This window comes from Mycobacterium alsense, from assembly GCF_002086635.1.
Classification (GTDB): Bacteria; Actinomycetota; Actinomycetes; order Mycobacteriales; family Mycobacteriaceae; genus Mycobacterium; species Mycobacterium alsense.
The window spans coordinates 1-15,003 of record NZ_MVHD01000043.1 but is presented as its reverse complement, the minus strand read 5'-3'; the positions used below and the strand labels follow the sequence as shown (position 1 = coordinate 15,003).

The 15,003-nt window shown below is 68.9% G+C and carries 14 protein-coding genes; 7 read left to right on the top strand and 7 right to left on the bottom strand.

Going from position 1 to position 15,003, the window contains the following annotated elements; all coding sequences use genetic code 11:
* Positions 1 to 82 precede the first annotated feature (82 nt).
* The gene (locus BST11_RS20160; RefSeq protein WP_083139708.1) at positions 83 to 1,534 is read left to right on the top strand and encodes a NarK family nitrate/nitrite MFS transporter; all 1,452 of its coding nucleotides are present in this window, start codon (positions 83 to 85) and stop codon (positions 1,532 to 1,534) included.
* On the opposite strand, the gene BST11_RS20155 is transcribed toward BST11_RS20160, so the two are convergent.
* Positions 1,531 to 2,781, bottom strand: a complete 1,251-nt coding sequence (locus tag BST11_RS20155) for a DNA polymerase domain-containing protein (RefSeq protein WP_083139755.1) — start codon at positions 2,779 to 2,781, stop codon at positions 1,531 to 1,533. The genes BST11_RS20160 and BST11_RS20155 overlap by 4 nt on opposite strands.
* Before the next feature lie 58 nt (positions 2,782 to 2,839).
* On the opposite strand from BST11_RS20155, the gene fadD2 reads away from it, so the two are divergent.
* Complete coding sequence (fadD2, locus tag BST11_RS20150; RefSeq protein ID WP_083139707.1) at positions 2,840 to 4,519, top strand: long-chain-fatty-acid--CoA ligase FadD2; 1,680 nt, start codon at positions 2,840 to 2,842, stop codon at positions 4,517 to 4,519.
* A 26-nt stretch (positions 4,520 to 4,545) separates the two neighbouring features.
* Here the strand turns inward: fadD2 and BST11_RS20145 are convergent, their stop codons facing one another.
* Positions 4,546 to 4,866, bottom strand: a complete 321-nt coding sequence (locus tag BST11_RS20145; RefSeq protein WP_083139706.1) for a hypothetical protein — start codon at positions 4,864 to 4,866, stop codon at positions 4,546 to 4,548.
* A gap of 475 nt (positions 4,867 to 5,341) precedes the next feature.
* Between BST11_RS20145 and BST11_RS28195 the strand changes: the two genes are divergently transcribed.
* Complete coding sequence (locus BST11_RS28195; protein WP_142276460.1) at positions 5,342 to 5,734, top strand: hypothetical protein; 393 nt, start codon at positions 5,342 to 5,344, stop codon at positions 5,732 to 5,734.
* Positions 5,735 to 5,822: 88 nt separating this feature from the next.
* Here BST11_RS28195 and BST11_RS20135 read toward each other — a convergent pair whose 3' ends face one another.
* The 4 genes from BST11_RS20135 to BST11_RS20120 are packed head-to-tail and all read right to left on the bottom strand — an operon-like array spanning position 5,823 to position 10,794.
* Positions 5,823 to 8,024, bottom strand: a complete 2,202-nt coding sequence (locus tag BST11_RS20135; RefSeq protein ID WP_083139704.1) for an acyl-CoA dehydrogenase family protein — start codon at positions 8,022 to 8,024, stop codon at positions 5,823 to 5,825.
* A gap of 45 nt (positions 8,025 to 8,069) precedes the next feature.
* Entirely contained in the window at positions 8,070 to 9,041 is a 972-nt protein-coding gene (locus BST11_RS20130) for an NAD(P)-dependent oxidoreductase (RefSeq protein ID WP_244897726.1), read from the bottom strand.
* The gene (locus BST11_RS20125; RefSeq protein ID WP_083139703.1) at positions 9,017 to 10,150 is read right to left on the bottom strand and encodes an alpha/beta hydrolase; all 1,134 of its coding nucleotides are present in this window, start codon (positions 10,148 to 10,150) and stop codon (positions 9,017 to 9,019) included. Before BST11_RS20125 ends, BST11_RS20130 begins: the two co-directional genes overlap by 25 nt.
* Positions 10,147 to 10,794: a TetR/AcrR family transcriptional regulator gene (locus tag BST11_RS20120; protein ID WP_083139701.1), complete on the bottom strand. Its 648-nt coding sequence runs from the start codon at positions 10,792 to 10,794 to the stop codon at positions 10,147 to 10,149. Before BST11_RS20120 ends, BST11_RS20125 begins: the two co-directional genes overlap by 4 nt.
* 88 nt (positions 10,795 to 10,882) lie before the next feature.
* Here BST11_RS20120 and BST11_RS20115 point away from each other — a divergent pair, with 88 nt between their 5' ends.
* Positions 10,883 to 11,464, top strand: coding sequence for a VOC family protein (locus BST11_RS20115; protein ID WP_083139751.1), 582 nt, complete (start codon positions 10,883 to 10,885; stop codon positions 11,462 to 11,464).
* 7 nt (positions 11,465 to 11,471) lie between these two features.
* Positions 11,472 to 12,020: a hypothetical protein gene (locus BST11_RS20110; protein WP_083139700.1), complete on the top strand. Its 549-nt coding sequence runs from the start codon at positions 11,472 to 11,474 to the stop codon at positions 12,018 to 12,020.
* Here the strand turns inward: BST11_RS20110 and BST11_RS20105 are convergent.
* Positions 11,977 to 12,648, bottom strand: coding sequence for a TetR/AcrR family transcriptional regulator (locus BST11_RS20105; RefSeq protein WP_372509610.1), 672 nt, complete (start codon positions 12,646 to 12,648; stop codon positions 11,977 to 11,979). The genes BST11_RS20110 and BST11_RS20105 overlap by 44 nt on opposite strands.
* 93 nt (positions 12,649 to 12,741) lie before the next feature.
* On the opposite strand from BST11_RS20105, the gene BST11_RS20100 reads away from it, so the two are divergent.
* Positions 12,742 to 13,638 (top strand): oxygenase MpaB family protein, encoded by an 897-nt coding sequence (locus BST11_RS20100; RefSeq protein ID WP_083139698.1) that lies wholly within the window; start codon positions 12,742 to 12,744, stop codon positions 13,636 to 13,638.
* A 96-nt stretch (positions 13,639 to 13,734) separates the two neighbouring features.
* Positions 13,735 to 15,003 (top strand): PPE family protein (locus BST11_RS28640; protein ID WP_244897725.1); only part of this gene is annotated, 1,269 nt, incomplete at its 3' end.

Genomic DNA, 15,003 nt, shown 5'->3' with positions numbered 1-15,003 from the left:
CGCGGCCGTTGCGATCTCGACGTAGCTCCGGCGTTACTGCGCACGCCACGACCGGTAACAGTCCGTCCCTAGCGTCGGGACCGTGACGACGACGACCCCCGCGACGACCCCCGCGACGACCCCCGCGGCGACCCCGCGGAGCACCCCCGCGCCCGCGGCGCGCGAGCGGCACCGCGGACGGCGCTGGATCGACGACTGGCGGCCCGAGGATCCGGCGTTCTGGGCGGCGCGGGGCAGGGCGATCGCCCGGCGCAACCTGATCTTCTCCGTCTTCGCCGAGCACGTCGGGTTCAGCGTGTGGATGCTGTGGAGCATCGTCGTCGTGCACATGACAGCGGGCGGCACGCCCGGGCATCCCGGCCAGCCCGCGGCGTCCGGCTGGGCGCTGACCGCCGGCCAGGCCCTGTGCCTGGTGGCCGTCCCCAGCGGCGTCGGCGCCGTCCTGCGGCTGCCGTACACGTTTGCGGTCCCGATCTTCGGCGGGCGCAACTGGACGATCGTCTCGGCGGCCCTGCTGTTGATCCCGTGCCTGCTGCTGGCCTGGGCGGTGGCGCACCCGCACATCCCGTTCGCGGCGCTGGTCGCGATCGCCGCGACCGCGGGCCTCGGCGGCGGCAACTTCGCCTCGTCGATGGCCAACATCTCGTTTTTCTACCCGGAGCGGGACAAGGGCTGGGCGCTGGGCCTCAACGCCGCGGGCGGCAACCTCGGCGTGGCCGTGGTGCAGAAGATCATCCCGCCGATCGTGATCGCCGGCGGCGGGGTGGCCCTGGCCCGTGCCGGGCTGTGCTACGTGCCGCTGGCCGTGGCGGCCGCGGTGGGCGCGCTGCTGTTCATGGACAACCTCACCGAGGCCTCCGAAAGGGGAAAGGCCGACGTGGGGCCCGTCTGGCAGTCGCTGCGGCACCGCGACACCTGGATCATGTCGTTGCTCTACGTCGGCACGTTCGGGTCGTTCATCGGCTACTCGGCGGCGTTTCCGAGTCTGCTCAAGACCGCGTTCGGGCGCGGCGACATCGCGTTGGCGTGGGCCTTTTCGGGCGCGGCGATCGGATCGGTCATCCGCCCGCTGGGCGGCAGGCTCGCCGACCGCATCGGCGGGGCCCGCATCACCGGGGCCGCGTTCGTCATGCTCGCGGCCGGCGCGGCGGCGGCGCTCTGGTCGGTCAACGCCAAGAGCCTGCCGGCGTTCTTCGCCAGCTTCATGTTCCTGTTCGTCGCCACCGGCATCGGCAACGGCTCGACGTACCGGATGATCTCGCGGATCTTCACGGTCAAGGGCGAGCTCGCCGGCGGCGACCCGGACACGATGGCGCACATGCGCCGCCAGGCCGCGGGCGCGCTGGGCGTCATCTCGTCGATAGGCGCCTTCGGGGGGTTCGTGGTGCCGCTGGCCTACGCGTGGTCGACGTCGCACTTCGGCGGCATCGAGCCCGCGCTGCGGTTCTACATCGCGTTCTTCGTCGCGCTGCTGGGCGTCACGTGGTGGTGCTACGTGCGCCGGGGAACCCGGTTGGGCGGGCTGTCCGTCTAGCGGCCCTGGCGCGTGTCCCACGGGCTGTAGTCGGCGATCAGCTCCTCCTGCCGCGGGCGCTCGGCGGCCGGCACGTGCTGCAGGTTGATCCGGATCCGGTACCAGATCGAGCTCGGCCCGCGCATCCCGTCGACGAGGACGTCGGCGGGTGCCAGCAGGGCGGCCGCGGCGGGGTGGCGCTCCCGCCAGGTGTCCAGCGCGGCCATCGCCTCGTCCTTGGTCTTGGTGCGGGCGATCTCGATGAGCGGCTTGGACGAGACCCGCCTGCCCGTCGCCGTTTTCGCGCCCCTCGTCGCGCCCTTCGGCGCGCGCTCGGGCGGCCCCATCTCCTCGGCCAGGATCAGCAACCGGTCGAGGTCGCCGACCGCGTCATCCATCGCCGCCCAGGGATCGCCCATCTCGGCCAGGCGCGCGGGCACCGTGTCGATGGTGAACGCCTCGGGTGTGCAGCCGGCGACCTCGTCCCAGTGCAGCGGCGTCGACACCCGGGCGTCCGGGGTCGCCCGCACGGAGTAGGCCGACGCGACGGTGCGGTCCTTGGCGTTCTGGTTGAAGTCGACGAACACCCCCTCGCGTTCCTCCTTCCACCAGCGGCTGGTCGCCGCGTCGGGCACCCTCCGCTCGACCTCGCGGGCGACCGTCTGGGCGGCCAGGCGCACCTGGCGGAAGCCCCAGCGGGGGGCGATGCGGGCGTAGACGTGAAACCCCCGCGACCCCGACGTCTTCGGCCACGCCACCAGGCCGTAGTCCTCCAGCACCTCGCGGGCCACCAGGGCGACGTCGACGATCCGCCGCCAGGTGACCCCGGGCATCGGATCGAGGTCGACGCGCAGTTCGTCGGGGTGGTCGAGGTCGCCGGCGAGCACCGGGTGCGGGTTGAGGTCCACGCAGCCCAGGTTGATCACCCACGCCAGCCCGGCCGCGTCGTGGATGACGGCTTCTGCGGCGGAAGTGCCCCGCGCATAGTGCAATTCGGCGATGTCGACGTAGTCGGGCCGGTTGGCGGGCGCCCGCTTCTGGAACACGGCCTCCTGGCCGATGCCCTTCACGAAGCGCTTGAGGATCATCGGCCGGCCCGCCGCGCCGCGCAGCGCCCCCTCGGCGACGGACAGGTAGTAACGGACCAGGTCGAGTTTGGTGCGCGGGCCCGCGCCGCCGTGCGCGGCGAACACGACCTTGTCGGGATGGGTGATCGTGACCTCGTGTCCGGATACTTCCAGTGACACCGGTCCGGCCATGGTATGGATGGTAATTCGGGTAAAACTTTCGGACCGCATTGCGACCTGAGTCACATAGGGTGAAGTCATGCCTAACCCAATCGACCTGCCCGGCCAGGCTATCTCCAAAGTTCAGCAGTACCTCGAACGCGGCTCGGCCGAACTGCACTATGTGCGCAAGATCTTCGAGGCGGGTGCATTCCGGATCGAGCCGCCGCAGAACTACGCCGCGATGGCCGCCGACATCTACAAGTGGGGCGAGTTCGGCATGCTGCCCTCGCTCAACGCCCGGCGCCATCCCGACCGCGCGGCGTGCATCGACGAGGACGGCGAGTTCAGCTACGCCGAGCTCGACAAGGCCGCCCATGCGGTGGCCAACGGGCTGATCGAAATGGGTGTCAAGGGCGGCGACGGCGTGGCCATCCTGGCCCGCAACCACCGCTGGTTCTTGATCGCCAACTACGGCGCCGCCCGGGTGGGCGCCCGCATCATCCTGCTCAACAGCGAGTTCTCCGGCCCGCAGGTCAAGGAGGTGTCCGAGCGCGAGGGCGCCAAGCTGATCATCTACGACGACGAGTACACCAAGGCCGTCAGCAAGGCCGAGCCGGAGCTGGGCAAGCTGCGCGCGCTGGGCACCAACCCGGACAGCGACGAGCCGTCGGGAAGCACCGACGAAACGCTGGCCGACCTGATCGAGCGCAGCGACCACAAGCCCGCCCCCAAAGCGAGCAAGCACTCGTCGATCATCATCCTGACCAGCGGCACCACCGGCACGCCCAAGGGCGCGAACCGCAGCACCCCGCCGACGCTGGCGCCGATCGGGGGCATCCTGTCGCACGTGCCGTTCAAGGCCGGCGAGGTGACCTCGCTACCCGCCCCGATGTTCCACGCGCTGGGATTCCTGCACGGCACCATCGCGATGTTCCTTGGCTCGACGCTGGTGCTGCGGCGCAAGTTCAAGCCGCCGCTGGTGCTCGAGGACATCGAAAAGTACAAGGTGACCGCGATGGTCGTCGTTCCGGTGATGCTGTCGCGCATCCTCGATGCGATCGAGAAGATGGACAAGAAGCCGGACCTGTCCTCGCTGAAGATCGTCTTCGTGTCCGGCTCGGCGCTCGGCGCCGACCTGGCCGAACGCGCGCTCAAGGACCTCGGCCCCGTGGTCTACAACATGTACGGCTCGACGGAAATCGCCTTCGCCACGATCGCCGAGCCCAAGCACCTGGAATTCAATTCCTCGACCGTCGGCCCGGTCGTCAAGGGCGTCAAGGTCAAGATCTTCGACGACAACGGCAAGGAGTTGCCGCAGGGTGAGGTCGGGCGGATCTTCGTCGGCAACGCGTTCCCGTTCGAGGGATATACCGGCGGGGGCAAGAAGCAGATCATCGACGGGATGTTGTCCTCGGGCGACGTCGGCTACTTCGACGAGAACGGCCTGCTCTACATCAGCGGGCGCGACGACGAGATGATCGTTTCCGGCGGCGAGAACGTCTTCCCGGCCGAGGTCGAGGACCTCATCAACGGCCATCCGGATGTCGTGGAGGCCACCGCCATCGGCGTCGAGGACAAGGAGTGGGGCCACCGGTTGCGCGCGTTCGTCGTCAAGAAGGACGACGCCAGCGTCGACGAGGACACCATCAAGCACTACGTGCGCGACCACCTGGCGCGCTACAAGGTGCCGCGGGAAGTGATTTTCCTCGACGAGTTGCCGCGCAACCCCACCGGCAAGGTCCTGAAGCGCGAGCTACGCGAGATGGAGATCGACTGACCTACGCCGGTCGGCGGGGTCCGGGGTCACCGGCGCGCTTGAATGGCGCGGGTGATCTGTGCGGAGAGCTTGGGATCGATCAGCAACTGATCGATGAGCGCGCTGAGAACCTCTTGCCCGGTTACCCGGGCGACGCCGATGCGGTCGGCGGCGTCGCGCTGCCAGACGTCGAGTGCGCGGTGGGTGGCCAGCGGCAGGTCGACGGTCCGGCGCGTGCGGCGATCGCGGGACGGCCGGGCGGCTGCCTCGCCAAGCGCGCTGAGGCGCTGCGTCGGCCCAGTCTGCCCGGGCAGGGGCGGCTTGGCGGTGTACCGGGCGAACCGGTTGGGGCCTGAGTTGATCGTCATCGCGCGACTTTCTCTGGGAGGGTGCACGTCAGTAGATCCGCTCTTCAGTATGCGCGTCGACGAGCGCCCGCGGCGCGCGGGCGGCCCGGCGCGGGGGGCGATGAACGGAAGCCGCGGGGCAGGGGACGCCCGGTTAAGCGCGATATCGCTATTTGCCGAACGCAATGACTGGATCAATCATTCGGAGCGGGGCGATGATTATTTGCTCCATTTCTTATTCACGGAAGTGCGTGGGTACGTATTTCAGTACAACCTATCTGAGCTGGGTATCTGCCCGGTCGGCCAACACTGAAACCAGTAGGATCGCAAGTTGACCGTCTCGCGACGCGATTCTTATATGCGAAGAGAGCGGAATATTTCGCCATTCTTAGCGCGTTGCTGAGTTGGTGTAATTTTCGGAAAAATGGGTATGGTCCCTGTGACGCACTAGCGATCGTTGGCGCTGAACCTTCCGATCCGTCGAAGGAGTCGCAAAATGTTGATCTCATTGCATTCGCTCCGCAGGGCCGCGGTCGGCGCGGCCGCGGCCGGCTTGCTGCTGGGAGCGCTGCTGTTCGCGGGCAGCCCGGCGGCGCATGCCGCTCCGCCACCGGCATCACCCGGCAACAGCTTCGACATGGCCGGCCCGCACGGGGCCCCGGGCATCCCGCTGCGGCCCGGTGGTGGTGGCGGCCACGGCGGCGGCCATGGTGGTGGCGGCCCCGGTGGTCACTGGGGCGGACCCGGCGGCGGCTGGGGCGGCCACGGCGCAGGTTGGGGCCACCGCGGCTGGGCCGGCCACCCCGGCTGGGGCCACCCCGGCTGGGGCAATGGTGGCTGGGGTCCCCCCGGACTGGGCTACCGGCCCTGGTGGAACTGGTGGTGGTGAGCTCGCGCCGCCCGCCTAGCGGCCAAAGACCGGGCCATGCCGACCTGACGGACGTGCGACGGGTCGGCATGTCCTTTTTTTGGGGCGGTTACGGGTCGCGGGGCAGGCCAAGCAGCCGTTCGGCGATGATGTTGAGCTGCACCTCCGAGGTGCCCCCGTAGATGGTGGTGGCCCGGCTGGCCAGCAGGTACTCGCCCCACTTGCCGGGCAGCTCGGCGGTGTCGCCGATCGCGGCGTCGGTGCCGAAGGACGACACCGCGAATTCCGCGTAGCCCTGGCCGGTTCGCATCGACAGCAGCTTCGAGATCGCCGCCGACGGCATGGCGTCGCCCCCGGCCAGCGTCAACAGCGTCGAGCGCAGGTTGAGCACCTTGGCCGCGTGGCCCTCGGCGATCAGCTGCCCGGCCCGGTGCTGCGCCACCTGATCGAACTGCCCGTCGCGGACGAACTCGACGAACTCGGGAAGCGTCGCGAGGAAATTCGCGTCGCTGCCGCCGATCGAAACCCGCTCGGCCGTCAGCGTGTTGCGGCTGACCTCCCAGCCCCGGTTGACCTCGCCGAGCACGCACTCGTCGGGCACGAACACGTCGTCGATGTAGACGGTGTTGAAAAACTCCTGGCCCGTCAGCTCACGCAGCGGCTTGACGGTGACGCCCTCGCTTTTCATGTCCAGCAGGAAGTACGTGATGCCGTTGTGTTTCGGAGCGCTCGGGTCGGTACGCGCCAGCAGCGCGCCCCACTGCGAGAACTGCGCGGCGGTGGTCCAGATCTTCTGCCCGGTGATGCGCCAGCCGCCCTCCGTCTTGGTCGCCTTGGTGCTCAGCCCGGCCAGGTCGGACCCGGCGCCCGGCTCGGAGAACAGCTGGCACCAGATCATCTCGCCGCGGAAGGTGGGCGGCAGGAACCGCTGCTTTTGCTCCTCGGTGCCGAACGCGACGATCGACGGGATGATCCATGCCGCGATCCCGACCTGCGGCCGCTTGACCCGCCCGGTGCTGAACTCCTGGGCGATGAGGATCTGCTCCACCGGACTGGAGGCCCGGCCCCACGGCTTGGGCAGGTACGGCAGGACCCAGCCGCCCTCGGCGATCGCGACCCTGCGGGCGTCGCGCTCCATCGCCTTGAGCGCCTCCACCTCCGCACGGATCTCCCCCCGCAGCTTCTCGGTGTCCGGATCGAGGTCGATGTTGACCGCGCGCATCCCGGTGGTGGTCGCGGTGTCCACCACCTTCTGCGGGTACTCCGATGCGCGGCCGAAGGAGGCGGCCAGCATCACCGCCCGGCGGTAGTAGACGTTCGTGTCGTGCTCCCAGGTGAACCCGATGCCGCCGTGCACCTGAATGCAGTCCTGCGCGCAGCGCTGGGCGGCCGCCGGCGCCAGCGTCGCCGCCACCGCGGCGGCGAACTCGACCCCGGGAGCGACGATGTCCCAATCGTTTTGGCCGGCCTCGTCGATCGCGCGGGCCGCATCCCAGACGGCCGCGGTGGCCCGCTCGGTGTCGGCGATCATCTCCGCGCACTTGTGCTTGATGGCCTGGAACTGCCCGATCGGCCTACCGAACTGCTCGCGGATCTTCGCGTATTGCGACGCCGTGTCGGTCGCCCAGCGCGCCACACCGATGGCCTCGGCCGACAGCAGCGTGGTCATCAGCGCGTGCGCGGTCGCCATGTTCAGGTTTCCCAACACAGCGTCGTCGCCGACCTCGACGGCGTTGGCCCGCACATGCGCGATGGGCCGCAGCGGGTCAAGGCTTTTCACCGGCACGATCTCGAGCTGTTCGGCGCGCAGCACCACCCATTCCTCGCCGCTGTCGATCGCGACCGGAAGCACCAGCAGCGACGCCTGCGCGGCGGCCGGGACCGCGCGGACCTCGCCGCGGATCACCAGCGCGTCACCCTGACGGGTGGCGGTCAGCCCGCTGCAATCGAGCGCGTAGGCGCCGATCGCCGCGCCGGACGCCAGCTCGGAGAGGGCCTTCGCGTTCGGGTCGTGCGCCGAGATCAGCGCGCTCGCGATGGCCGAGGGCACGAACGGGCCGGGCATCGCCCCGTAGCCGAACTCGGCCAGCACGATGGCCAATTCGAGGATGCCGAAGCCCTGTCCGCCGACCGATTCCGCCAAATGCACGCCCTGCAGGCCCTGTTCGGCCGCGGCCCGCCAGTACGGCGGGGGGTTTTCGATCGGTGTCTCCATGGCCTGGTGCAGCACCTCGGACGGCGCAACGCGCGCCACCAGGGACCGCACCGAGTCGGCCAGGTCTTGATGCTCAGGAGTTATTGCGATCGGCATTGGTCGCCTTCCCATGGCTCGCGTTTCGGCCCAGCAGCCTCCAAGCTAACAACCAGTCGGTTGGTTGACTACATGGGCCAGCGGCTGGCCGTCGCGCAGCCGGCGGCAGTTGGCCACCGCCTCGGTCAGATACCGGCGCATGGTGTCCGCGGTGTACCAGGTGACGTGCGGCGTCAGCACCACGTTGTCCAGGCCGAGCAGCGGATTGTCCGGCGCCACCGGCTCGACCTCGAAGACATCCAGCCCGGCCGCGGCGAGCCCACCCGCGCTCAGCGCGTCGACCAGGGCCGCCTCGTCGACGACGGCGCCGCGGGACGTGTTGACCAGCACCGCATTCGGTTTCAGCCGGGCCAGCGCGTCGCGGCCGAGTAGATGACGCGTGTGCGCCGTCAGGGGCAGGTGCAGCGACACGATGTCGCTGGCGGCCAGCAATTCGGCCAGCGGCCGCCAGCCGGGCCGGCCGTCGTCGCGGGTGCTGGTGTGCAGCACCGTGGCCCCCATCGCCGCGACGATCTCGCTCACCCGCTTGGCGATGTTGCCGTAGCCCACCAGGCCGACGGTGCAGCCACCGATGTCGCGCACTGTCTCGCCCAGCCCAGGGTCCGACGGCCAGCCCCGCCCTTGGCGGATCGCGCGGTCCAGGCCCGGTAGCCGGCGCAGCGCGGCCAGCATCAGCAGCACAGTGCCCTCGGCCACCGACGGGGCGTTGGCACCCGGCATGTTGGCGACGGCGATACCGCGGTCGGTGGCGGTCCGCACATCGATCGTGTTCACCCCGGCCCCCAGCTTGTGCACCAGCCGCAGCCGGTCCCCGCGCCGCAGGTCGGCGCCCGAGAGCGGCCGAAGCACATGCCAGATTACGTCCGCCCGCGGCAGCTCGCGATAGAAGCCCGCGTCGTCGTCCTCGGCGCACCATCGGATGTCGAGCCAATCCGATTCTGGCGCAACGAAGTCGAGCACCTTGTCGCCGGGAACGAAATGGGCCAGAACCCTCAGCGCCACCGCTTGGTGATCCACCTGGCGATGGTATCGGCCAGCTCGCTGCGTGCACCCGGGGTGGTGAAATAGTGGTCGGTGTCGATCGAAACCCGCGCCTTGTCCGTGCTGGCGAGCGCGCCGTAGATGCGCTCGGCGTCGGACGGGAACACGCCGGTGTCGGCCTCGGCGTTCACCACCAGCGCCGGGCAGTCGATGCGGCCCAGGTGCGGCTCCGCCCGGGTCTGCGCCACCCGCAGACTCCACATGCCCAACCAGTTGCGCAGGGTGCATGCCGCGGCGATGCCGTGTGCCGACCGGTTCGCCTTGACCGGGAGGCCCGCGTAGCACAGGTTCGGCTGGCGCTTGGTCGGCTCGATGCTGGGATCGACCATGCGGGGATCGGCCCAGGTGCGCATCACCGTGAAGGGTCGGTCCGAAAAACCCGCGGCGCGAACACGTTTCAATTCCGTCTCGGCCCAGTCGGTGATGGCGTGGTTGCGCGCGGTCTGTGCCTCCCGGTAGCGGGCGATGAACTCCGCCGAGTACGGAGGGCCGTTATCCTCGTTGAACAGGTCGAGGTCGGCGGCGGTGGCGACCGGGTCGTTCTCGTCGACGACGGCGGCGTCCATCCAGGCCGTCAGGACGTCGGGGCGCCCCGGGTGGGCCGCGGTGGAGACGTAGCCGTCGGCCGGGATCAACTCGGTCAGTCCGGCCGCGGGGCGCATGCCCTCGAGCGGAGTCACGTTGGGGTCGACCGCCTGTGACTGATAGGCGGCCATCAGCGATCCGCCACCCGAATTACCCAGCAGCACAACGGCATCGATGCCCTGCGCCTCCCGCAGCCAACGCACCCCGACACCAATGTCGACCAGCGCGTGGTCGAGGAGGAAGCTGCTTTCAAAGCCGCGGAATCTGGTGTTCCAGCCCAGAAAGCCGACGCCGCGGGTGGCCAGGTAGTCCGCGAGGTAGTGCTCGGAGAAGTCGATCTGGTAGTGCGCGGCGATCACCGCCACCTTCGGCTTGCGTCCCACCGCACGGTGGTAAAGCCCCTGGCAGGGATGCCCGCCCGCGCCGGCGCGCCCGGCGGTGGGCGACGGTAGCCCGACGAACTCGCGGAGCACCCCGGCGGCGGCGTTGCGACGCGTCAATTCGGCTCACCTCCCTCGGCGTAAATGGCCCGGTAGTAGATGTTGGCCAGCGTGCGGATGCACGCGGCGTCATCGGGCTCGCCGGGACGGGCGAGCTGCACGTAACAGAACTGGTAGAACATGGCCAGAATCGCCTCGGCGATGAGTCGTGGATCGTCGTCGGGGCAGTGGCCGTCGGCCTGGGCGCGCCGAACCGAATCGCTGATGAATGCGATTGGCGTGGAACAGATCTCGGCCCAGTACTGCGCGAAGTCATCACTGACCATCGCCAGCTGATAAATGCTGACGACCTCGGCGAGCCGGTTGCGGTAGGTGTGCCACTGCGCGGCGGCGGCCTCGTACGCGCGCTCGCGATTGGACAGGCCGTGTTCGGTCACCGCGCGCGCCCGCTGGGTGATCTCCTCCCGGAACCGCAGGGCCCATTCGCGGACCATCGCCTCTTTGGAGTCGTAGTAGTTGTAGAACGAGGCTGAGGAACGGCCCGCCTCCGCGGTGATGTCGGCGATCGTTGTCGCCAGAATGCCCTTGCGCGCGATGACGGTCCGTGCCGCCACGTCGATCGCCGCTTGCGTCCGCCTGCCCCGCTGGGTCGGAAACGCCCGGAGGGCGCCGGCTCGCTCATGAGGTTTCGCTGCGGTCGACACCCGGGCGCACCTCCCTAGAGCAAAACTGAACCTGATGTTAGATTCAGATTCGCATCTTGGCCATGACTCCGCGGACGGGAGCCACATGATGATCAAGCCGCACAACGCCAACACGGAATTCGAGCTCGGCGGGATCAACCATGTCGCGCTGGTGTGCTCGGACATGGCGCGGACGGTGGACTTCTACTCGGGAGTCCTCGGGATGCCGTTGATCAAATCGCTCGATTTGCCCGACGGCGCGGGGCAGCACTTCTTCTTCGACGCCGGCAACGGCGATTGCGTCGCGTTCTTCTGGTTCGCCGACGCCCCCGACCGCGTGCCCGGCCTGTCGTCGCCGGGCGCGATCCCCGGCATCGGGGACATCACCAGCGCGGTGAGCACCATGAACCACCTCGCGTTCCACGTGCCGGCGGAGAAGTTCGACGACTACCGGCAGCGGCTCAAGGACAAGGGCGTGCGGGTCGGCCCGGTGCTCAACCACGACGAGAGCGAGCGCCAGGTCTCCGCGACTGTTCATCCCGGCGTTTACGTGCGCTCGTTCTACTTTCAGGACCCCGACGGCATCACGCTGGAATTCGCTTGCTGGGTCAGGGAATTCGGCCACAGCGACACCCAGGCCGTGCCCAAGACCGCGGCCGACCGGCGGCCCCCGGTGGGGGCCGTACGCTGAAGCGGAGATGACCCACGGCATTCTGTCCGACGCCCAGATCGCGGCGCTGACGCCCGAGCAGCGCCGCGACCTGATCAGCCGGCTGGAGCAACCGCTGAGCGACGTGATCGATCCGCAGTTTCTGGCCCGGGTCCGGCGCATCCGGTTGAGCCTGATGACGGGGGGATCGATCGCGATGGTCCCCTGGCTCGGGTATCTGTCGATGACGCTGCCGCAGAACTACGTCGCCCACAATTGGACCCTGACCTGGATCGGTTTCGACGTCCTGCTGGTCGGGTTCATGATGGCCACCGCGCTGCTCGGCTATTTGCGCCGTCAGCTGCTGGTCCCGGCCGCATTCACCACCGGGGTGTTGCTGATCTGCGACGCGTGGTTCGACCTGATGACCGCCGGGCCCAAGGACGTCTGGCTGTCGGTCACCACCGCGTTGCTGATCGAGGTGCCGGTGGCGGTCTTCATGATCTTCAGCGCGCAGCGGCTGCTGCGACTCACGCTGATGCGGTTGTGGTTGATCAATCCTGGGATGCGGCTGTGGCACCTGCCGCTGTTTCCGTGACGCGATACAGGTCGGGGTTGGTGAGTTCCTCGAGCAGCGCCGCCAGGTGATCGACGAGCTGGTCCGGCCCGAGTTGGACGTCGCCAGCCAGCCAGGCGCTGATGGTCTGTCCGACCCCCCCGACCGCGAAGTGCGCCGCCGCCTTGACGCGCTCGTTCGCCGGTGCCCGCAGCGCCTCGACGGCGTGCTGGCCGGACAGCATGGCGAACAGGGCGCTGGATTCGGCGCGCTTGCGCACGATGACCGGGTTGGCCAGCTGGGTGCTGAACAGCAGCCGCCCGATCCGGGGGTCACCGGCGATGGTCCGCACGATGTTGGCCATCCCGGCGCGGGTCTTCTCGTGCGACGGGACCGCCGCCACCGCGGCCTGGGTGGTGGCCGCCAGCTCGGCGACCACCCAGTCGAACACCCGCCCGACGAACTGGTCCTTATCGGTGAAGCTTTCGTAGAAGTAGCGCGCCGCCAGTCCGGCCTGGCCGCAGATGCCACGAACGGTCAGCTCGGAGATGTCCTGTTGTTCCGCGCCGAGCAGGTCCAGGCCCGCGGTCAGCAGCCGGCGCCGGCGGCCGGCGAGCCGCTCGGCGGCATCGACGCCGCGGTAGGGGCGCGCGGTGGAACCCTCGGCCATAGCCACCATCTTGACATCGGCGCCGGTGACAGACAACATCAGGAAACAAGCGTTCGCACATTTTGCGGGCCGGTGCCGCGGGAGGGACTCGATATGGCCATTCACGAGCCGATTCGCCAGGTCGAGCGCCCGGTCGCGGACCCGCCGCGGCGGCGGAACGTCCGCGCCAGGCGCGCCCTGGGCATCGACGAGGGCCTGATGGGCGTGGCGCTCCTCGCCGGCCCCGCGAACGTGATCATGCAATTGGCGCGGCCGGGCGTCGGCTACGGGGTGCTGGAGAGCCGCGTCGAAAGCGGGCGGGTGGACCTGCATCCGATCAAAAGGGCCCGCACCACCTTCACCTACCTCGCGGTGGCGACCGCCGGGAGCGACGCCCAGAAGGAGGCCTTTCGCCGGGCGGTGAACCGGGCGCACGCGCAGGTGTACTCCACGCCCGACAGCCCGGTGTCCTACAACGCGTTCGACGTCGACTTGCAGCTCTGGGTGGGGGCCTGCCTCTACAAGGGCGGGGTGGACATCTACCGGACCTTCATCGGCGAGCTGGACGGCGAGGACGCCGACCGGCACTACCGCGAGGGCATGGCACTGGCCACCACGTTGCAGGTCCCGGAGGAGATGTGGCCGCCCGACCGCGCGGCCTTCGACCGGTACTGGCAGGAGTCGCTGGCCAAGGTGCACATCGACGATGCCGTCCGGGACTACCTGTATCCCATTGCCGCGGGCCGCATTCGGGGCGTGACGCTGCCGCGCCGGCTGCAGCGCGCGTCGGACAACTTCTCGTTGCTGATCACCACCGGCTTTTTGCCGCAGCGGTTCCGCGACGAGATGCGGCTGCCGTGGGACGCCGCCCGACAACGGCGCTTCGACCGGCTGATGGCCGTGTTGCGCACGGTCAACCGGGTTCTGCCGCGGGTTGTTCGGCAGTTCCCGTTCAACGTCCTGCTGTGGGACGTCGACCGGCGGATCAGGACGGGACGTCCCCTCGTGTAGCTCGGCGCGGCGGCCCGGTGCGCGCCGGGTTGATAACGACAATCATTTTCATTAGACTCCCGGTCTGGTAACCCTTCCAGCCCGAGGAGTGCCGCGATGACCGCGCCGATTTGGATGGCCTCCCCACCGGAGGTCCACTCCGCGCTGCTGAGCAGCGGCCCCGGACCGGGATCGCTGCTGGCGGCGGCGGGCGCGTGGGATGCGCTGAGTGCCGAATACGCTTCGGCCGCAGACGAACTCACCACGGTACTGGCATCCGTGCAGGGCGGCGCCTGGGAGGGGCCGAGCGCCGAGTCGTATGTTGCCGCGCATGCCCCGTACCTGGCGTGGTTGCTGCAGGCCGAGGCGAACAGTGCGGCGGCGGCCGCCCAGCATGAGACCGCGGCCACCGCTTACACCGCGGCGCTGACCGCCATGCCGACGCTCCCCGAACTGGCCGCCAACCACGTCATCCACGGAGCCTTGGTGGCGACCAATTTCTTTGGGATCAACACCATTCCGATCGCGCTCAACGAGGCCGACTACGTGCGGATGTGGATTCAGGCCGCCACCACGATGGGTGTCTACCAAGCTGTGTCCACCACGGCGGTGGCGTCGACGCCGCCGACCACCCCCGCGCCACAAATCCTCAAATCCGACGCGCAAGCCCCGGCCCAGTCGGCGGCCGCCAACCCGTTGCAGGGGGTGCTGCAGCAGATCGAGCAGTGGGTGCAAAATCTGCTGGGGCTTCCCCAGCAGATCTCGCAGGACCTCCAAGCGATATCGCAGTCCGACAACCCGTTCAATCTTCCACAGTGGTTCGTGGATTTTCTGCAAAACGACTTGGGTATCGGAAACATCCAACTCGCCCACGACCCGCTGGTCGACAACCCGCTGAATCAACTCATCGCGCAGATCCTGCAGAACTTCGGGGTGACGTGGAATCCTGCCGAGGGCACCGTCAACGGACTCGAATACGACGACTACGCGGACCCGAGCCAAGCGATCTTTTATGTAGTCCGATCCCTGGAAGTCCTCGAAGACTTTGAACAGTTCGGCGTGTATCTGACGCAGAATCCGGTGCTGGCCGTTCAGTACCTGATCAGCCTTGAGCTGTTCGACTGGCCGCTTCACATCGCGGAAATCGCCTCATTCGGGGTCACGCAGCCGGCCGCGCTGGCCCTTGCGCTCCCCGCCGTCGCCCCTTTGGGTGCGCTCGGCGGCCTCGGGGGCCTGGCCGGCCTGGCCGCCCTGTCCCCACCCCCCGCCGTCCCGGTGCCGGCACCCGTCGCCGCCGCGCCGCCCCTGCCCCGTCTCTTATCCACACCTGACGCTCCCGACGCCGAGGATAGTGGAGATCTCCCTCGGCGCCGTGTGACTCCCACA